We start from the raw sequence: 14969 nt of genomic DNA, 5'->3' as shown, positions 1-14969 counted from the left end.
AATTGTGGCGGCAAACCGCGGCAGGCGGAAGCATCGCCGCGTTCAGGCATGACTTCCGGGGGCAGACCTGCGGCGGGGGTTTGTTACCCTTGCGTTTTGTTCCGGAGCCCGTTTCCCATGCGCCTGAGTCCTGTCGTCCTCGCGCTGCTCGCTGCTGCGCCCGCGTTGGCGCAAACCGCGCCCACGCCCATCACCCTCGACCAGAGCATGGCGCATCCCGACTGGATCGGCCCGCCGGTGAATTCGGCCTGGTGGGCCTGGGACAGTCGCCGCGTGCACTATCCGCTCAAGCGCGCCGGCTCGCCGATCACCGACACCTACGTGCAATCGATCGACGGCAGCGCGGCCGCCGTGATCAAGGACACGGAGCTGTCGGGCATCGACGTCGCCGGTTTGACCATAAGCAGCGATCGCCGTCGCGCTTTGTTCGTGCGCAACGGCGACGTCTTCGAACGCGACCTCTCCAGCGGCACGCTGACCCAGATCTCGCGCAGCGCCGAAACCGAGGCCGATGCGCAATACGCCTCCGACGGGCGCACGGTGCAGTTCCGCGTCGACAACAACTGGTATCGCTGGAACCCGGCCGAACGCATCGCCGTGCCGGTGGCGCTGCCGCGCGCCGAGAAGGACCCGACCGCCGCGCCCGGCAAGGACCTGCTGCGCGAGCAGCAGTTGCGCCTGAGCAGCACGCTGCAACGCATGAAGGACGATCGCGAAGCGCAGCGCGCGCGCGGCAAGACCTTGCGCGAAAGCGATCCGACCCGCGCGATCGCGCCGGTCTACGTCGGTGCCGGCGTGCAGATCGACGCCAGCTCGCTGTCGCCCAACGGTCGCTGGTTGCTGCTGGTGCTGTCGGACAAGGACGCCGATACCGGCCGCGCGGGCAAGATGCCGAAGTACGTCACCGAGTCGGGTTACGAGGAAATGGAGGACGTACGCACGCGCGTCGGCCGCAACTGGCCCGTTGCGCAGCGCATGAAGCTGGTCGACCTGTCCGATGGCAGCCAGCGCGACATCGCCTACGACAGCCTGCCCGGCATCGCCACCGATCCGATGGCGGCGATGCGCGCGGCGCAGAAACTGGACGCGCTGAAAGGCAATCGTGCGGTGCGCGTGGTCAACGAAGGCGACAACGCCGGCGCCGCGACGATTCGCTGGAGCGCCGACGGCAGTCAGCTCGCCGTGCAGATCCGCGCCATCGACAACAAGGACCGCTGGATCGCCGGCGTCGATTTCGCCGGCGGCAAGCTGCGTTCGCTGCACCGCCTGACCGACCCGGCCTGGATCAACTGGAACTTCAACGATTTCGGCTGGCTGCCCGACAACCGCACGCTGTGGTACCTGTCGGAAGAAAGCGGTTATTCGCATCTGTACACGCTGTCCAACGGCAAGGCGAGCGCATTGACCTCGGGGGCGTGGGAAGCCTCGTCGGTGCAATGGTCGGCCGACGGTGCCACCGCCTATTTCGTCTGCAACCAGAAGTGGCCCGGCGATTACGAGGTGTGTTCGGTCGCGCGTAGCGGCGGCGCGGCGCGCGAACTCACGGCGCTCGACGGCGTCGAGGATTTCAGCCTTTCGCCCGACGGCGGCAAGCTGCTGGTGCGTTATTCGTCGAGCTACATGCCGCCCCAGGCGGCCGTGGTGCCGGTCAGCGGCGGCGAAGCGACGCGCCTGACCGATACGCGCACGGCCGGTTTCAAGGCGCGCAACTGGATCCAGCCGCAATACGTGCAGGTGCCGTCGACGCATGGCGCCGGCGTGGTCTGGGCCAAGCTCTACCGTCCGGCGCAGCTCGAACCCGGCAAGAAGTATCCGGTCGTGATGTTCGTGCACGGCGCCGGTTATCTGCAGAACGTTTCCTCGCGCTATCCGAACTACTATCGCGAACAGATGTTCCATAACCTGCTCGTGCAGCAGGGCTATGTCGTGCTCGACATGGACTACCGCGCCTCGGAAGGCTACGGCCGCGCCTGGCGCACGGCGATCTATCGCCAGATGGGTCATCCGGAGCTCGAGGATTACCTCGACGGCGTGAAGTGGATGGTGGAAAAGCAGCAGGGCGATGCCGCCAAGGTCGGCATCTACGGCGGCAGCTACGGCGGCTTCATGGCTTTCATGGGCCTGTTCCGCGCACCGGAAACCTTCGTCGCCGGCGCCGCGCTGCGCCCGGTCAGCGACTGGACCAGCTACAACCACGAATACACCTCGAACATCCTCAACACGCCGGAGCTCGATCCCGAGGCCTATCGCAAGTCCTCGCCGATCGAATACGCGCAGGAGCTCCGCGGTCACCTGCTGATCTGCCACGGCATGATCGACGACAACGTCTTCTACCAGGACTCGGTGCGTCTGGCGCAGCGCCTGATCGAACTGAAGAAGGACCACTGGGAACTGGCCTCGTATCCGCTCGAACGCCACAGCTTCGTGCAGCCCGATGCCTGGTACGACGAGTACCGCCGCATCTACCAGTTGTTCGAGCGCACGCTGAAGTAGAACAGGACCATCGGCGGGCGGGATGACGGGCCTTCGGGCCCGTCATTGCGTTCGGGCCCGTAACGCGCTCCAATCGACTCCTGCCATCGCTGATCGGGGGAGAAGCCGATGGAACTGCAAGCGCGCATCGTCCGCGATGCCGAAGAACGGGACGCCCTGGCCTCGTTGCCGCGCATCGCCGGCGGCGTGCCGGCGGTGGGCGACGGCGCCGGCAGTGCGCACGGCACGGACTACGCCGTGTTCGCCGGCGACCGACTCGTCGCCGGCATGCATCTGGTGGCGATGGATCGTCTCGCCGAAGCCGATCCGCGCAGCAATCATTACGGCAGCGCACGCTTCCCGGTACCGGTCGCCACCCAGACGGTCCTGACCGACCTGCGCGCCGATCCGGACCAGACCACCGGCGCGGCCATCCTGTGCCTGACCGAAGCCGTCTACGCCGATTTCCGCGCCGGGGGAGGCGAAGTCATCTTCCTCAGTTGCCCGCCCTACCTCGCCGGTTTCGCCGAAGTGATGGGTTGGCGGCGGATCGGGCCGGGCAGCGAAACGCGTTCGGGCTTCCGCCTGCCGATGGCCCTGATCGCCGGCGACTGGTCGCATCTTGAACTGGTGCGCTCGCCCCTGCTCGACGGCGCCCGGCAACATCCGCCGAACTTCGACCTGCCGGAGTGGTTCGACCTGGAGTTTCCCGAATACTGCCGGCCGTCGGGCGCGCGCGCGCAGGACGCGATCGAGTTCATGGACAGCCTGGTGGCGAGCTGGAACGCGGTCGCGCCCCTGCTACTGGCCGATCTGGACGAGGAGGAACGCGAGGGCCTGCTGACGGCTGCGCAGACGATCGACTGCCGGGCTGGCGAATGCCTGATGCGGCGCGGCGGCAGCGACCGCGATCTTTACCTGATCCTCGATGGCGCGGTGGAAGTCTCGGGCAACGTGCGCGGCGCGCGCCAGGTGCGCGCGACCCTCGGGGCCGGGCAGATCTTCGGCGAAGGCGGTTTCCTGGCGCGTACGCGACGCAGCGCCGACGTCAGCGCGATCGCGCCGAGCCGCCTGCTGGTTTTCTCGCCCGCCGACTTCGAGATGTTCGCACAGGAACAGCCGCTGGTGGCGATGAAGATGCTGCGCAACCTCGCCCGCGCGCTATGCCTGCGCATCTACGCCGGCGCGGCGAACTGACCCGATTCATCCGCTTGCCGACGGTGGAAAAGAACAGGCCCGGCGAATGCCGGGCCTGTGTCTCGACGCTTCGGGCGTTCGTGAAAACTACTTTTTCGCCTTCTGCGCCGGCACGAATTCCTCGCGCACGGCCTTCGCCAGCAGGTCCGGCGGCAGCAGGCCCTGATCGAGCAGGAAGTTGTTGAAAGCGAGCCGGTCGAATTTCGCGCCCAGGGCCAGCTCGGTCTCGGCGCGCAACTGCAGGATGCGCGCGTAACCGTAGAAGTAGCTGCCGGCCTGGCCGGGCGAACGCAGTGTGTAGCGATCGAGCTCCTGTCGCGCCATCGCCGCCGACAGCATCACTTCGTCGGTCAACACCTTGCCGGCGTCGGCGCGCGAGATCAGGCCGAGGTTCAACATCGGATCGAGCATCGCGCGCGCGGCGCGCAGCAGGCGGAACTGCAAGGCGATCATCTGCCCTTCCGGCGGTTCCGACGGCACCATCTCCGCTTCGGCATACAGCGCCCAGCCTTCGACGTTGACGCTGTTGAATGCGTACAGGCTGCGCGCCTGCGAAACGCCGCGCTCGACCATCGCGGTGAACTGCAGCTCGTGGCCGGGGCGTCCTTCGTGCGCGCTCAAGGTCCAGGCCGCGGCGGGGAAATTGAAATCGTCGTAGGCCTCGCCCTTGCCGCTGGCGGCCGGATTGCCCACCGGCAGCACGAACTGGCCCTGCTCGCCGGTATTTCCGATCAGCGGCGGCGGCTGCATATGCGGCGCCGGCTGCGCGGCCGACTCGGCTTCGGACGCCAGGCGCATCACCATCGGCCGTTTCGGCAAGGCCACCACGCCTTCGCGCGCGATCGCCGCCTCCAGCGCCGTGTTGACGTCCTTGTAGCGGGCTTCGAGCTGGTCGTTCGGGATCGTGTCCTTCTTGAGCTGGCGGATCACGTCGCGGTAGTCGGTCGCGTTCAGGCCCTTGGCCTTGGCCACCACCGGCGCCAGCGCCTGCATCGCCGCGCGCGTTTCCATGTATTCGAGCTGGGCGCGTTCGATCAGTACGCGCGGATCGATGTCGATGCCGACGCGCTTGAGGCGATAGGCATAGAGCTCGGGCGGCAGGCGGAAATCCGTGCGCGTGCGCGGCATGACCTTGGCATTGACCCAGGCCACGTAGTCGTTGAACTGCTTCTCCATCGCGTCCAGAGCCGGCTCGCCGCCCTGGATGCCGTATTCGGCGAACAGCTCGCGGATGCCCTTGATGTAGGTCGGCACGTTCGTCAGGGATTGTTCGACGCGGCCCTTCACTGGCCCGAGCAGGCCGGGCGTCGCCAGCTTCTCGTCGAAACGCGCCTTCGCCTGTTCGATCAGCGGCGTGCTGCCGGGATAGACACCGGTGTATCGCTGCAGCAGTTCGAGCGCCTTGCCGCGGCGCGCTTCCGGAATCTGCTTGTCGAGCAGGCCCTGGATGTTGCCGAAGACGAACTGCGGAACGTCGAACCAGGGCAGGTTGTATTTCTCGCCCAGGCGCGTGCCGGCGATGTCGTCTTCGACCGAAGAGATCAGGATCTGCAGGTCCTGCCGGACATTGCCGTCCTTCTCCGCCGCGAGCTGCTGGCGCAGCTGCGTCAGCAGCTTCTCCGAGGCCGCGATCGAACGCGCATTGATGTCGGGCCCGATATCCATCGCCAGGCCGTCGTACTGCGTGAGGCCGGCGCCGGATGCGCCTTCGGGTTCGAAGACGGCCTGCGCCTTCATCACCTCCAGCGTGTGGGCGTTGCTCGCGGTGACCCACGGTTTTTCGGTGGGCGCCGCCGGAGCCGCGGCTGCGGAGGCGCTCGCGGCGCAGAAGGCCAGCGCGATCAGATACGGTTTCATGGACTTCCCCGATGGACGAGATGCCGACGCTAGCGCACCGGCGCCGGCGGGGGCAATGCGTCGGAAGTCAGGCCCCGCGCCAGGTCAATGCAGGAAGCGCTGCTCGAATTCTTCCAGGGGCATGGGCACCCCGACGAAATAACCCTGCAGCTCGTCGCAGCGCAGCAGGCGCAGCAGCTTGGCCTGTTCCTCGTCCTCGACGCCTTCGGCCACCACGCGCAGGCCGAGCGAATGCGCCAGGCCGATGACCTGCGTCACCAGGGACAGGGTGTCGGGGCTCAATGCCAGCAAGGCCACGAAGCTGCGATCGATCTTCAATGCGTCGGTCGGCAGGCGCGAAAGGTAGTTCAACGACGAATAGCCGGTGCCGAAATCGTCGATGGCGATTCGGAAACCGAGTTCGCGCAGCTTCTGCAGCACCTGGATGCTGTGGCCGATGTCGTCCATCAGCAGGCTTTCGGTGATCTCGATGTCGAGGTTGTGCTCGCCGGTGAGCGGGCCGAGCAAGGCCTCGCACTGGGCGACGAAATCGAGCTGCCGCAGCTCGCGCGCCGATACGTTCACCGCCAGGCGCAGGTCCAGGTGGCCGAGCTCGTGCCAATGCCGGGTGATGGCAAGCGCCCGCTGCCTTACCCATGCGCCGACTTCGACGATCAGGCCGGACTCCTCCAGCACGGCGATGAACTCGTCGGGGCCGACGAGGCCACGCTGCGGATGCCGCCAACGCAGCAAGGCCTCGGCGCCCACCAGGCGCTGGGTCGCCGCCGCGAACTTCGGTTGCACGAACAGCTCGAACCCGCCCGTCTGCAGGGCCAGGCGCAGGTCGCGTTCGAGTTGGATGCGCCTATCCAGGCGCGAACGCGTCTCTTCGGTGAACATGCGCAGGCGACGATCGCGATCGCCGACATCGGCCAGCACGCTGGACAGGCTGCGCTCGATCGCATCCGGTGCGAGCTCCTGGGTCGGCGCCAGCAGCACGGCGCCGCGCAACTCCACTCGAACTTCCTCGCCGTCCACCTTGAAAGCGAGGGAGGCGGCGCGCTGCATCAACCCTTCGACATCCGCGACGCAGTCGCCGATATCGCGATCGTCCGGATAGGCGAACATGAACACGTCGTCGTCGGGCTGCGAGAACAGCGCGCCGGCGGGCAACAAGCCGCGCAAGCGCTCGCCCGCCTGCTGGAGGAAGCGGCCGGCGAAGCCGCGGCCGCGGCTCTGGCCGTAATGGCGAAGGCGTTCCAGCTGGACCATCGCCACGACCTGCTGGCCACGGGCGATGCGCGCCGCCAGGCGATCCTGGAATGCCGCGCGATTCGGGAAGCCGGTGTCCGGGTTGTGATAGGCGAGGTACTCGAGGCGCTCGCTCTTGGCGATGAAATCCTGGGCGTAGTCGATCTCGGCGGTCAGGCGCTCGAGCAATTCGATCTCCGCTTCGTCGAACTCCTGCGGCGTCTCCGAATACAGGCCGAGCACGCCCCAGGCTGGCCGGCCGATCGGAAGCGCGATGTGCGACACGATGCCGCTGGAGGCCATCACCTCGCGCCAGGTCGTATCGACATCGGCCCGGGCGCAATCGCGAACGATGATGCGCCGGCCCTCGCTGAGCGCGCGAACGGCAGGGCGCCGGGCCAGATCGTCGGAATCCAGGGGCAAGGGCCCGTTCTTCTTCAGGGCCTTGATGATGCGCGCGTCGCCGGCGCTGCTGCCGACGCGCAAGGTGTCGTCGGGCGAACGCAGCGCGATCAACGCGGCACGGAACAGTCCTTGCTCCACCGCGACGCGGCAGACGGTATCGAACAGCGCATCGGTGTCTCGCGACCGCAACACCGCATTGCCCAAGGCAGCCAGCACGGCATGGATTCTCCCGAGCTGCGCGATCCTCGCCTCCTGCTGGATGCGCAGCGTCACGTCGCGATCCACGCCGCGGTAGCCGGCATGGGCGCCGTTCTCGTCGTGCCGCGGTTGCGCCGTGCTTTCCAGGAAACGGATGCTGCCGTCGCGATGGCGCCAGCGCAGAATCCAGTTGCGCCAGCCTTCGCGACGTGTTCGTGGCGCCGACAGCAGCGCTTCGGCATCGGCGCGGTCCTCCGCCGCCAGCCGCGCCAGGCCGTCCCGCCCGATCAGCTCCTCCGGCGCGTAACCGAGGATGCCGGCGACGCTGCCGTTGCTGTAGGTCAGCACGCCGTGCTGGTCCATCTCCCACATCCAGTCCGCCGTGCTTTCGACGATCGCGCGGAAGCGCTCCTCGCTGGCGCGCAGGGCGCGCTCGATGCGCAGGCGTTCGCTGCGTTCCTGGCCAACGCGCAGCGCGCGCTCGATGGCCGGCTGCAGGCGGCGCAGGTTCTCCTTCAGCACATAGTCGGCGGCGCCGCGCTGCAGCGCGTCGATGGCCACTTCTTCGCCGATCGTGCCGGAGACGAAGATGAAGGGCAGGTCGGGCGCCATGGTCGTGACGACGCGAAGCGCATCCTGCCCGCCGAACCCGGGCATCGAATAATCGCAAAGCACGATGTGCGGCGAGAAGCGCTCCAGGGCCTCGCGCAGGCCCGGTTCGTCGACCACCCGATGCACGCTCATCTCCGGCGCCAGCCCCTTCAGCGCACGCGCGATCATCTCGGCGTCGGCGACGCTGTCCTCGACCAGGAGTACGCGCAGCGGCTCGGACGAAGCCATCGGCCCGCTCCTATTCCGGAACCTGGTTGGCGATCATCCAGTACATGCCGACCTGGCTGACGATGTCGGCGAACTCGCCGAAATCCACGGGCTTGACGATGTAACTGTTGACGCCGAGCTCGTAACTACGGAGCAAGTCGCCCTCCTCGCGCGACGAGGTCATCATCACGACGGGAATGCTGCTGGTGCGCTCGTCGTCCTTCATTCGCTCCAGCACCTGCAGACCGTCCAGGCGGGGCATCTTCAGGTCGAGCAGGACCAGACGCGGCCGGCCGTTGCTTCGGCCGTCGTACTGGCCTTCGCAGAACAGGTATTCGAGCGCCTCGACGCCATCGCGTACCCATTCCACGCTGTTGGCGATGTTGCGTTTCTTCAGCGTGCGCAGGGTCATTTCGGCGTCGGCCGCCGAATCTTCGACCAGCAGTATTTCAACGTTCTGATAGACCATCGTCGCTCGGTCCTGTCGGGGGGAGATCGAACTCGAATTCGGCGCCGAGGCCCGGCTGGGCCTTGGCCCTGATGTTACCGCCATGGCGATGAACGACGCGTTGAGAAATCGCGAGGCCGACGCCGGTGCCCTCGAAGCGGTCCTGGGCATGCAGGCGCTGGAAAACGCCGAACAGCTTGTCTGCGTAACGCATGTCGAAACCGACGCCGTTGTCGCGCACGCGGTAAGCGATACTGCCTGCGTGCGTCGTCGCTTCGACCTCGATGCGGGCCGCATCGCCGCGCGGCTCGCTGTACTTGACCGCGTTCGATAGCAGGTTCGTCCATAGCTGGCGCAGCAGCACCGGGTCGCCCGCCGCCGCGGGCAAGTCGCCGACGACGAAGCGGGAGCGGTCGGCCCGCAACTCGGCGATGACCTCTTCGACCATGGCGCGCATGTCTATCCGCTGCTTTTCGAGCGGCTTGCGCCCGAGCCGCGACAGGGACAGCAAGTCGTCTATCAGCCGCCCCATGCGTTCGGCGCTGGCGCCGATGGCGTCGACATAGCGCCGAAGGTCGCCATCGAGCCGTTCGCCGGCATCCTCGGACAGCATGCGCGCGTATCCGTGCACGTGCCGCAGGGGCGCCCGCAGATCGTGCGAGACGGAATAGGAGAACGCCTCCAGGTCGCGATTCGCCGCTTCCAGCTCGATCTGCCGCGCTTCGAGATCGCGATTTAGCGCCACGATGCGTTGCTCGGCCAGGCGCTTCTCGGTCACGTCGCGCGCCGTCGCGTACATCAATCCGTCGGCCCGCGGCGCCGATTTCCACGACAGGATGCGCCAGCTGCCGTCCTTGTGCCGGTACCGGTTCTCGAACTGCAGCACCTGCTGGCCGGCTTTGACCTGCCGCTCGACTTCGGCCATCGTCGCTTCGCGATCGTCGGGATGCACGAATTCGATGAAAGGCGTGGTCAGCATTTCTTCGATGCTCCAGCCCAGCGTGCGCGTGAAAGCCGGGCTCAGCCGCTTGAAGTAGCCATCGGCCGAGGAGATGCAGAGCATGTCCAGGGACAGGGTGAAAAAACGGTCGAGCTCGGCGCGCGCCAGCTCCGTTTCGATACCCGCCTGCCGGATCTGCGTCTGCATGCGCTGGGAACGCCTCAGCTGCACGATCAGCGCGAACACCACCAGGCAAAGCAGGACGCTGGCCAGTACCGGCGCCAGCAGCAGTTGCCAGCGCAGGCGCTCCGCTTCCGCCGTCGCCGCGCGCGAGCGCGGCGCGAACAACTCCGCTTCGGCGTCGCGCAGGCGCACGATGGCCTCGTGCAGGGGCTTGATGGAGCCATGGTCGTTCGGGTTGAAATGGGCGCGGGCCGCTTCCAGGCCTTCGCTCTGCGCACGCGCCGTGGTCGCGCGCATACGCGCCTCGCGCGCCTGCAGCAATTCGCCGATCTCGCGCAATCGCTGTTGCTGCTGCGGATTGTCGCGCGTCAGCTGGCGCAGCTCTTCGAGCGAATGCGCCGCCTGGACGAGGTAGGCATCGCGCGATTGCAGCAAGTCGGAGCGACCGAGCAGGAGGTAGCCGCGATGCTGCGCCTCCATCGACAGCAGGTCGGCGTCGAGCTCGGTGGCGCGCTGCCGCACCAGCAGCGTATGGCCGACCCATTCGTAACCTTGCACGGTGCGCACGCTCTGCCTGTAACCCGCCCAGGCGGCCGCGACCAGCAGCGCGATCGCGATGGCGAACGCGAACAGTACGCCTCGCTGCGAGGTCGCACTGGCTTCGGCGGGGATCGCTGATGTCGGGGGCATGCGGTTCCGCTCCTGGCGTTCCATCGCCCGCGTCGCTCATGCCGGGAGTCGCGGCCGGTCCTGCCGGTGCGCCTCGCTCCCGACCCGCGGGACACTCGACCGCGGCTGCCGATGCATTCTCGTCGCGGCCGGCAGAAACCTCTCTGCCGGCCTATTTTTCTCACGCGAGATAGCCGCCGTCCACCGTCAGCGTGGTCCCCGTCACATAACTGCCAGCGCCGCTAACCAGAAACAGTACGGCTGGCGCGATTTCGTCGGGCTGCGCGGCGCGCGCCATCGGGATCAGCTGCATCATCATGCCCATGATCTTCGGATTGCCGGTGATCGCCGAGGCGAATTTGGTATCGGTCAGGCCCGGCAGCACCGCGTTGATGCGAATGCCATGCGGCGCCAGTTCCTTGGCGAAGCCTTCGGTCATGTTGACGATGCCGGCCTTCGTCATCGAATAGATGCCCTGGCCGAAGGCCGGGCGACGGGCGTTCACCGAGGCGATGTTGACGATCGCACCGCCGCCTTTCGCGCGCATCCGTTTCGCGGCTTGCACCGTACTCCAGAAATAGCCACGCAGGTTCACTTCGACCGTCTTCTCGTAACTGCCCAGGTCCATGTCGAGCATCGGCCCGAAATACGGATTCGCCGCCGCGTTGTTGACCAGGATGTCGGGCGCCTTGCCGGCCGACTCCAGCGCCGCGAACGTCGCCTCGATGGCGGCCGCATCGCCGACGTGCATGGCCAACGCTTCGGCCGATCCGCCGTCGGCGCGGATGCTCGCCGCCACGGCCTCGCAACCCTCGAGCTTTCGGCTGCTGCACAACACGTGCGCGCCCTGGGCGGCCAGCAGGCGGGCGATGCTTTCGCCGATGCCGCGGGAGGCGCCGCTGACGAGGGCGGTCTTTCCGGTCAGGTCGAACAGGGCGGCCGTCACATTGTTTCTCCAGGGAAGCGGGCTACACTCGCTTCGAGCCTAACATGCGGCCGGGAGGCCTCGATGAGCGATTCGCGCAGAGTATTGATCACCGGTGCCGGCAGCGGTCTCGGACGGGCCATGGCCATCCGTTACGCGAAAGCCGGTGCGCGCGTCGCCTGCATCGACCTGATCGCAGAACGGGCCGAGGAAACGAAGGCCATGCTCGCCGGCGGTGGCCATCTGGCCTATACGGTGGACGTCGGCAGCGATGCGGCGATGGAAACCCTGCGCGACAACGTGCTGCGCGAATGGAACGGCGTGGACGTGCTGTACAACAACGCCGGCATCGCCTCGGGCGGCCCGATGATCGAGACCACGATGGAAGAATGGCGTCGCATCATCGAGATCGACCTGTTCAGCGTCGTGCGCGGCTGCCGCCTGTTCCTGCCGACGATGCTGGCCGCTGGTCGCGGCCAGATCGTCAGCACCGCGAGCTTCGCTGGCCTGGCCGGCGCGCCGGGCATCATGACCTATGGCGTGGCGAAGGCCGCCGTCGTCGCACTGTCCGAACAGCTTCGGGCAGAAGTGCAGGCCAAAGGCGTGCGCGTAAGCGTGCTCTGCCCGAGCTTCTTCCGCACCAATCTGTGCGAGTCGGGCATCGGTGCGCCGCGTGTGATGGTGGCGGCGCAGCGTCTGATGGACGAATCGCCCGATACGCTCGACGGCGTCGCCGACAAGGTTTTCGCCGCGGCCGAACGGGGCGATTTCATGATCATCCCGACCCGGCGCGAACCGATGCGCTGGCGCCTGAAACGCTGGTTCCCCGAGTTCTATTTCCGCCAGCTGCAGAAACTTTCCGCCGTCGCGGCGATGAACAACAAGCAAGGGTAAGGCCATGGAATGGATGATCTACGGCGCGAATGGCTATACCGGCAAGATGATGGTCGAGGAAGCGGTGCGTCGCGGCCTGCGTCCCGTGCTCGCCGGCCGCTCGGTGGCCGCGCTCGAACCGATGGGAAAGAAGTACGGCCTGCCGGTGCGCGCGTTTCCGCTCGACAACGCCGAATCGGCGCGCAACGGCCTCAACGGCATCGGCCTGGTGATGCATTGCGCCGGCCCGTTCTCGGCGACCTGCAAGCCGATGCTGGAAGCCTGCCTTGACGTCGGTGCGCATTACCTCGACATCACCGGCGAGATCGACGTCTTCGCCCATTGCCACGCCCAGCATGCGCGCGCGCAGCAGCGCAACATCGTCGTCATGCCCGGTTCCGGTTTCGATGTCGTGCCGACCGATTGCCTCGCCGCGCACCTGAAGAGCGAACTGCCCAGCGCGACCCATCTCGTACTGGCTTTCGAAGCCGGCGGCGGGCCCAGCCCCGGCACCGCCAAGACCGGCGTCGAAGGCCTGGGCAAGGGCGGCCGCGCTCGCATCGACGGCAAGATGACGCGCGTGCCGCTGGCCTGGAAGACGCGCACGTTCGAGCGCGACGGCGAACAACGTTTCGCGATGACGATTCCCTGGGGCGATGTCTACACCGCGAACGTTTCCACCGGCATCCCGAACATCGAGGTCTACATGGGCGTGCCACCGGCGTCGGCGCAGCGCCTGCGGCGTATCCGCTGGCTCGGCCCCTTGCTCGGCACGGGGTTGGTGCAATCCTTTATGAAGAAGCGCATCGAGAAATCGGTGCCCGGTCCTTCCGAGGAAAAGCGCGCGAAGAGCCAGACCTGGGTCTGGGGCGAAGTGCGCGACGGCGAAGGCCGCGAAGCGAAGGCGCGCCTGCTGACGCCGAACGGTTACGATCTCACCGTCACCGCCGGCCTCGGCATCGTGCAGAAACTGATCGGCATCGAACGCCCGCCGGGCGGCTATTACACGCCGTCGATGCTGATGGGCTCGGACTATGTGCTGACCTTGCCGGGCGTGAGCTTGCGCTGATGTCCGATGAGGCCGCCTGATCCGGCCCTTCAGGGAAGGTCGTTCCTGTGGGTCCTGTGCCTGATGCTGGCGCTGCCCTTGGCCGGCTACCTGATCGCGAATCGCGGGCTGTTCTGCGTCCTGTTCGCCGCGGCGGGATGGATGCCGTTCCTGACGCATCTGCTGACCGGGTACGCGATCGATGGTCGCTGGGTGGCGGGCCATGATCGAATCCGGCACCCAGCGCGTTTCAAGATTGCGCTCGTGCTTTCCGTCGCCGCAGGCTTCTTCTTCTCCTTCGCGGCTTACAGCCTGTACCAAGGGGCCGAGTAAGCCAGGCACTCGGCCCTAGGATGCCCTGCACAATGCAATCCCTCAGGGACGGCTTGGCTTGCCGCCCCGCAGCCACTACTCTTGCGCTTCATCCCCGTTCCGGAGCTCCGCATGCGCACCCCCGCACTCATCGTCGGCGCCCTGCTGCTGATCTTCGGCGGCCTGATCCTCACCGGCGTGTTCAAGACGCAGACGACCGAGAAGGTCGCCGATATCGGCCCGCTGGAAATCACCAAGACCGAAACCAAGTCCCCGCCGCTCAACTACGGCTGGATCCTCGTCGGCGTCGGCGCGATCGCCGTCGTCGCCGGCGCCCTGAGCAAGAAGAAGTAAGAGCGCATGGCTTCCAATCATTCCCCGACCGGCAAGGTCAACCTCGGCCCACTGCCGACCCTCATCTTCGGTTCGCGCTGGTCGCAGCTGCCGCTCTACCTCGGCCTGATCGTCGCGCAGGCGGTCTACGTCATCCTGTTCCTGAAGGATCTCTCGCACCTGATCATGGGCGCGGTCAGCCTGACCGAGCAGGAGATCATGCTGCTCGTACTGGGCCTGATCGACGTGGTGATGATCTCGAACCTGCTGATGATGGTGATCGTCGGCGGCTACGAGACCTTCGTTTCGCGCCTGCGCCTGGACGGTCATCCGGACCAGCCTGAATGGCTGAGCCACGTCAACGCCTCGGTGCTGAAGGTGAAACTGGCGATGGCGATCATCGGCATCAGCTCGATCCATCTGCTCAAGACCTTCATCGAAGCCGGCCAGCTCGGCCTGCCGATGTGCGGCACGGTCGCCGCCGGCGTGCTGTGCACCAAGGCCACCGCCACCGGCGTCATGTGGCAGACCATCATCCATTGCGTCTTCATCCTGTCGGCGGTCGGCATCGCCTACACCGACAAATTGATGCAGAGCGGCAGCGGCACGAAGACGGCGGCGCACTGATGTCCCGGCATCCCGAAACCTCCATGACGCGTCGCGCACTGCCTTGCCTGCTGCTGCTTCTTTGCCTGCCCCTCGCCGCCTGCGGCGGCGGAAGCGACAAGGAAGCCGACGCCGGCATGCCTGACCAGGCGGCGCAAATCACGCAGTTCCCGGCCGTGGTGGAGGGGGAGTTCATCGTCGACGTCGCCGAGGGCGATACCGACGACGAAGGCGTCTCCGATTTCAATTTCGGCACGCTCGTGGTGGACGGCAAGCAGATGCACGTGGATGTGGACGGCGCGGTGTTGGCGAGCATCGGCATCACCGGCGACGAGGCGGTGCGCGTCCGGGCAACGTTGGGGTCGAGCCGCGACGAATACGGCCTGGTCACCTACAAGGTGACCGCCATGGAGAAGCTGTAGCTCCTGGCCTCCGGCTCAGCCGCAACGCCGCG

General features: G+C 66.7%; 13 protein-coding genes. 8 read left to right on the top strand and 5 right to left on the bottom strand.

The window, feature by feature from the left end:
* Positions 1 to 117 precede the first annotated feature (117 nt).
* Together QM707_RS14770 and QM707_RS14765 are read left to right on the top strand one after the other, a co-directional pair.
* Complete coding sequence (locus QM707_RS14770; protein WP_415002641.1) at positions 118 to 2493, top strand: prolyl oligopeptidase family serine peptidase; 2376 nt, start codon at positions 118 to 120, stop codon at positions 2491 to 2493.
* A gap of 108 nt (positions 2494 to 2601) precedes the next feature.
* Complete coding sequence (locus QM707_RS14765) at positions 2602 to 3669, top strand: cyclic nucleotide-binding domain-containing protein (RefSeq protein ID WP_415002640.1); 1068 nt, start codon at positions 2602 to 2604, stop codon at positions 3667 to 3669.
* An 87-nt stretch (positions 3670 to 3756) separates the two neighbouring features.
* On the opposite strand, the gene QM707_RS14760 is transcribed toward QM707_RS14765, so the two are convergent.
* From QM707_RS14760 to QM707_RS14740, 5 genes are all read right to left on the bottom strand, one after another.
* Positions 3757 to 5526: a DUF885 domain-containing protein gene (locus tag QM707_RS14760; RefSeq protein ID WP_415002639.1), complete on the bottom strand. Its 1770-nt coding sequence runs from the start codon at positions 5524 to 5526 to the stop codon at positions 3757 to 3759.
* An 84-nt stretch (positions 5527 to 5610) separates the two neighbouring features.
* The gene (locus QM707_RS14755) at positions 5611 to 8199 is read right to left on the bottom strand and encodes an EAL domain-containing protein (RefSeq protein WP_415002638.1); all 2589 of its coding nucleotides are present in this window, start codon (positions 8197 to 8199) and stop codon (positions 5611 to 5613) included.
* Between the two features lie 10 nt (positions 8200 to 8209).
* Positions 8210 to 8647 (bottom strand): response regulator, encoded by a 438-nt coding sequence (locus tag QM707_RS14750; RefSeq protein WP_415002637.1) that lies wholly within the window; start codon positions 8645 to 8647, stop codon positions 8210 to 8212.
* Positions 8628 to 10439 (bottom strand): ATP-binding protein, encoded by a 1812-nt coding sequence (locus QM707_RS14745; RefSeq protein ID WP_415002636.1) that lies wholly within the window; start codon positions 10437 to 10439, stop codon positions 8628 to 8630. Before QM707_RS14745 ends, QM707_RS14750 begins: the two co-directional genes overlap by 20 nt.
* A gap of 160 nt (positions 10440 to 10599) precedes the next feature.
* Positions 10600 to 11364: a glucose 1-dehydrogenase gene (locus tag QM707_RS14740; RefSeq protein WP_415002635.1), complete on the bottom strand. Its 765-nt coding sequence runs from the start codon at positions 11362 to 11364 to the stop codon at positions 10600 to 10602.
* A 63-nt stretch (positions 11365 to 11427) separates the two neighbouring features.
* On the opposite strand from QM707_RS14740, the gene QM707_RS14735 reads away from it, so the two are divergent.
* The 6 genes from QM707_RS14735 (at position 11428) to QM707_RS14710 (ending at position 14937) form a co-directional block, all read left to right on the top strand.
* Positions 11428 to 12237, top strand: coding sequence for an SDR family NAD(P)-dependent oxidoreductase (locus QM707_RS14735; RefSeq protein WP_415002634.1), 810 nt, complete (start codon positions 11428 to 11430; stop codon positions 12235 to 12237).
* Between the two features lie 4 nt (positions 12238 to 12241).
* Complete coding sequence (locus QM707_RS14730; protein WP_415002633.1) at positions 12242 to 13285, top strand: saccharopine dehydrogenase family protein; 1044 nt, start codon at positions 12242 to 12244, stop codon at positions 13283 to 13285.
* Positions 13286 to 13348: 63 nt separating this feature from the next.
* On the top strand, positions 13349 to 13597 hold the full coding sequence (locus tag QM707_RS14725) for a hypothetical protein (RefSeq protein WP_415002632.1): 249 nt from the start codon (positions 13349 to 13351) through the stop codon (positions 13595 to 13597).
* 111 nt (positions 13598 to 13708) lie between these two features.
* Complete coding sequence (locus QM707_RS14720) at positions 13709 to 13930, top strand: hypothetical protein (RefSeq protein ID WP_415002631.1); 222 nt, start codon at positions 13709 to 13711, stop codon at positions 13928 to 13930.
* A 6-nt stretch (positions 13931 to 13936) separates the two neighbouring features.
* A complete protein-coding gene (locus QM707_RS14715) occupies positions 13937 to 14536 on the top strand; it encodes a TIGR00645 family protein (protein WP_415002630.1) in 600 nt (199 codons plus the stop codon).
* A 23-nt stretch (positions 14537 to 14559) separates the two neighbouring features.
* Positions 14560 to 14937, top strand: coding sequence for a hypothetical protein (locus tag QM707_RS14710; protein WP_415002629.1), 378 nt, complete (start codon positions 14560 to 14562; stop codon positions 14935 to 14937).
* Positions 14938 to 14969 lie beyond the last annotated feature (32 nt).

It is taken from the genome of Arenimonas sp. (assembly GCF_047602345.1).
GTDB lineage: Bacteria > Pseudomonadota > Gammaproteobacteria > Xanthomonadales > Xanthomonadaceae > Arenimonas.
This window is presented reverse-complemented; position numbering and strand designations above follow the sequence as displayed.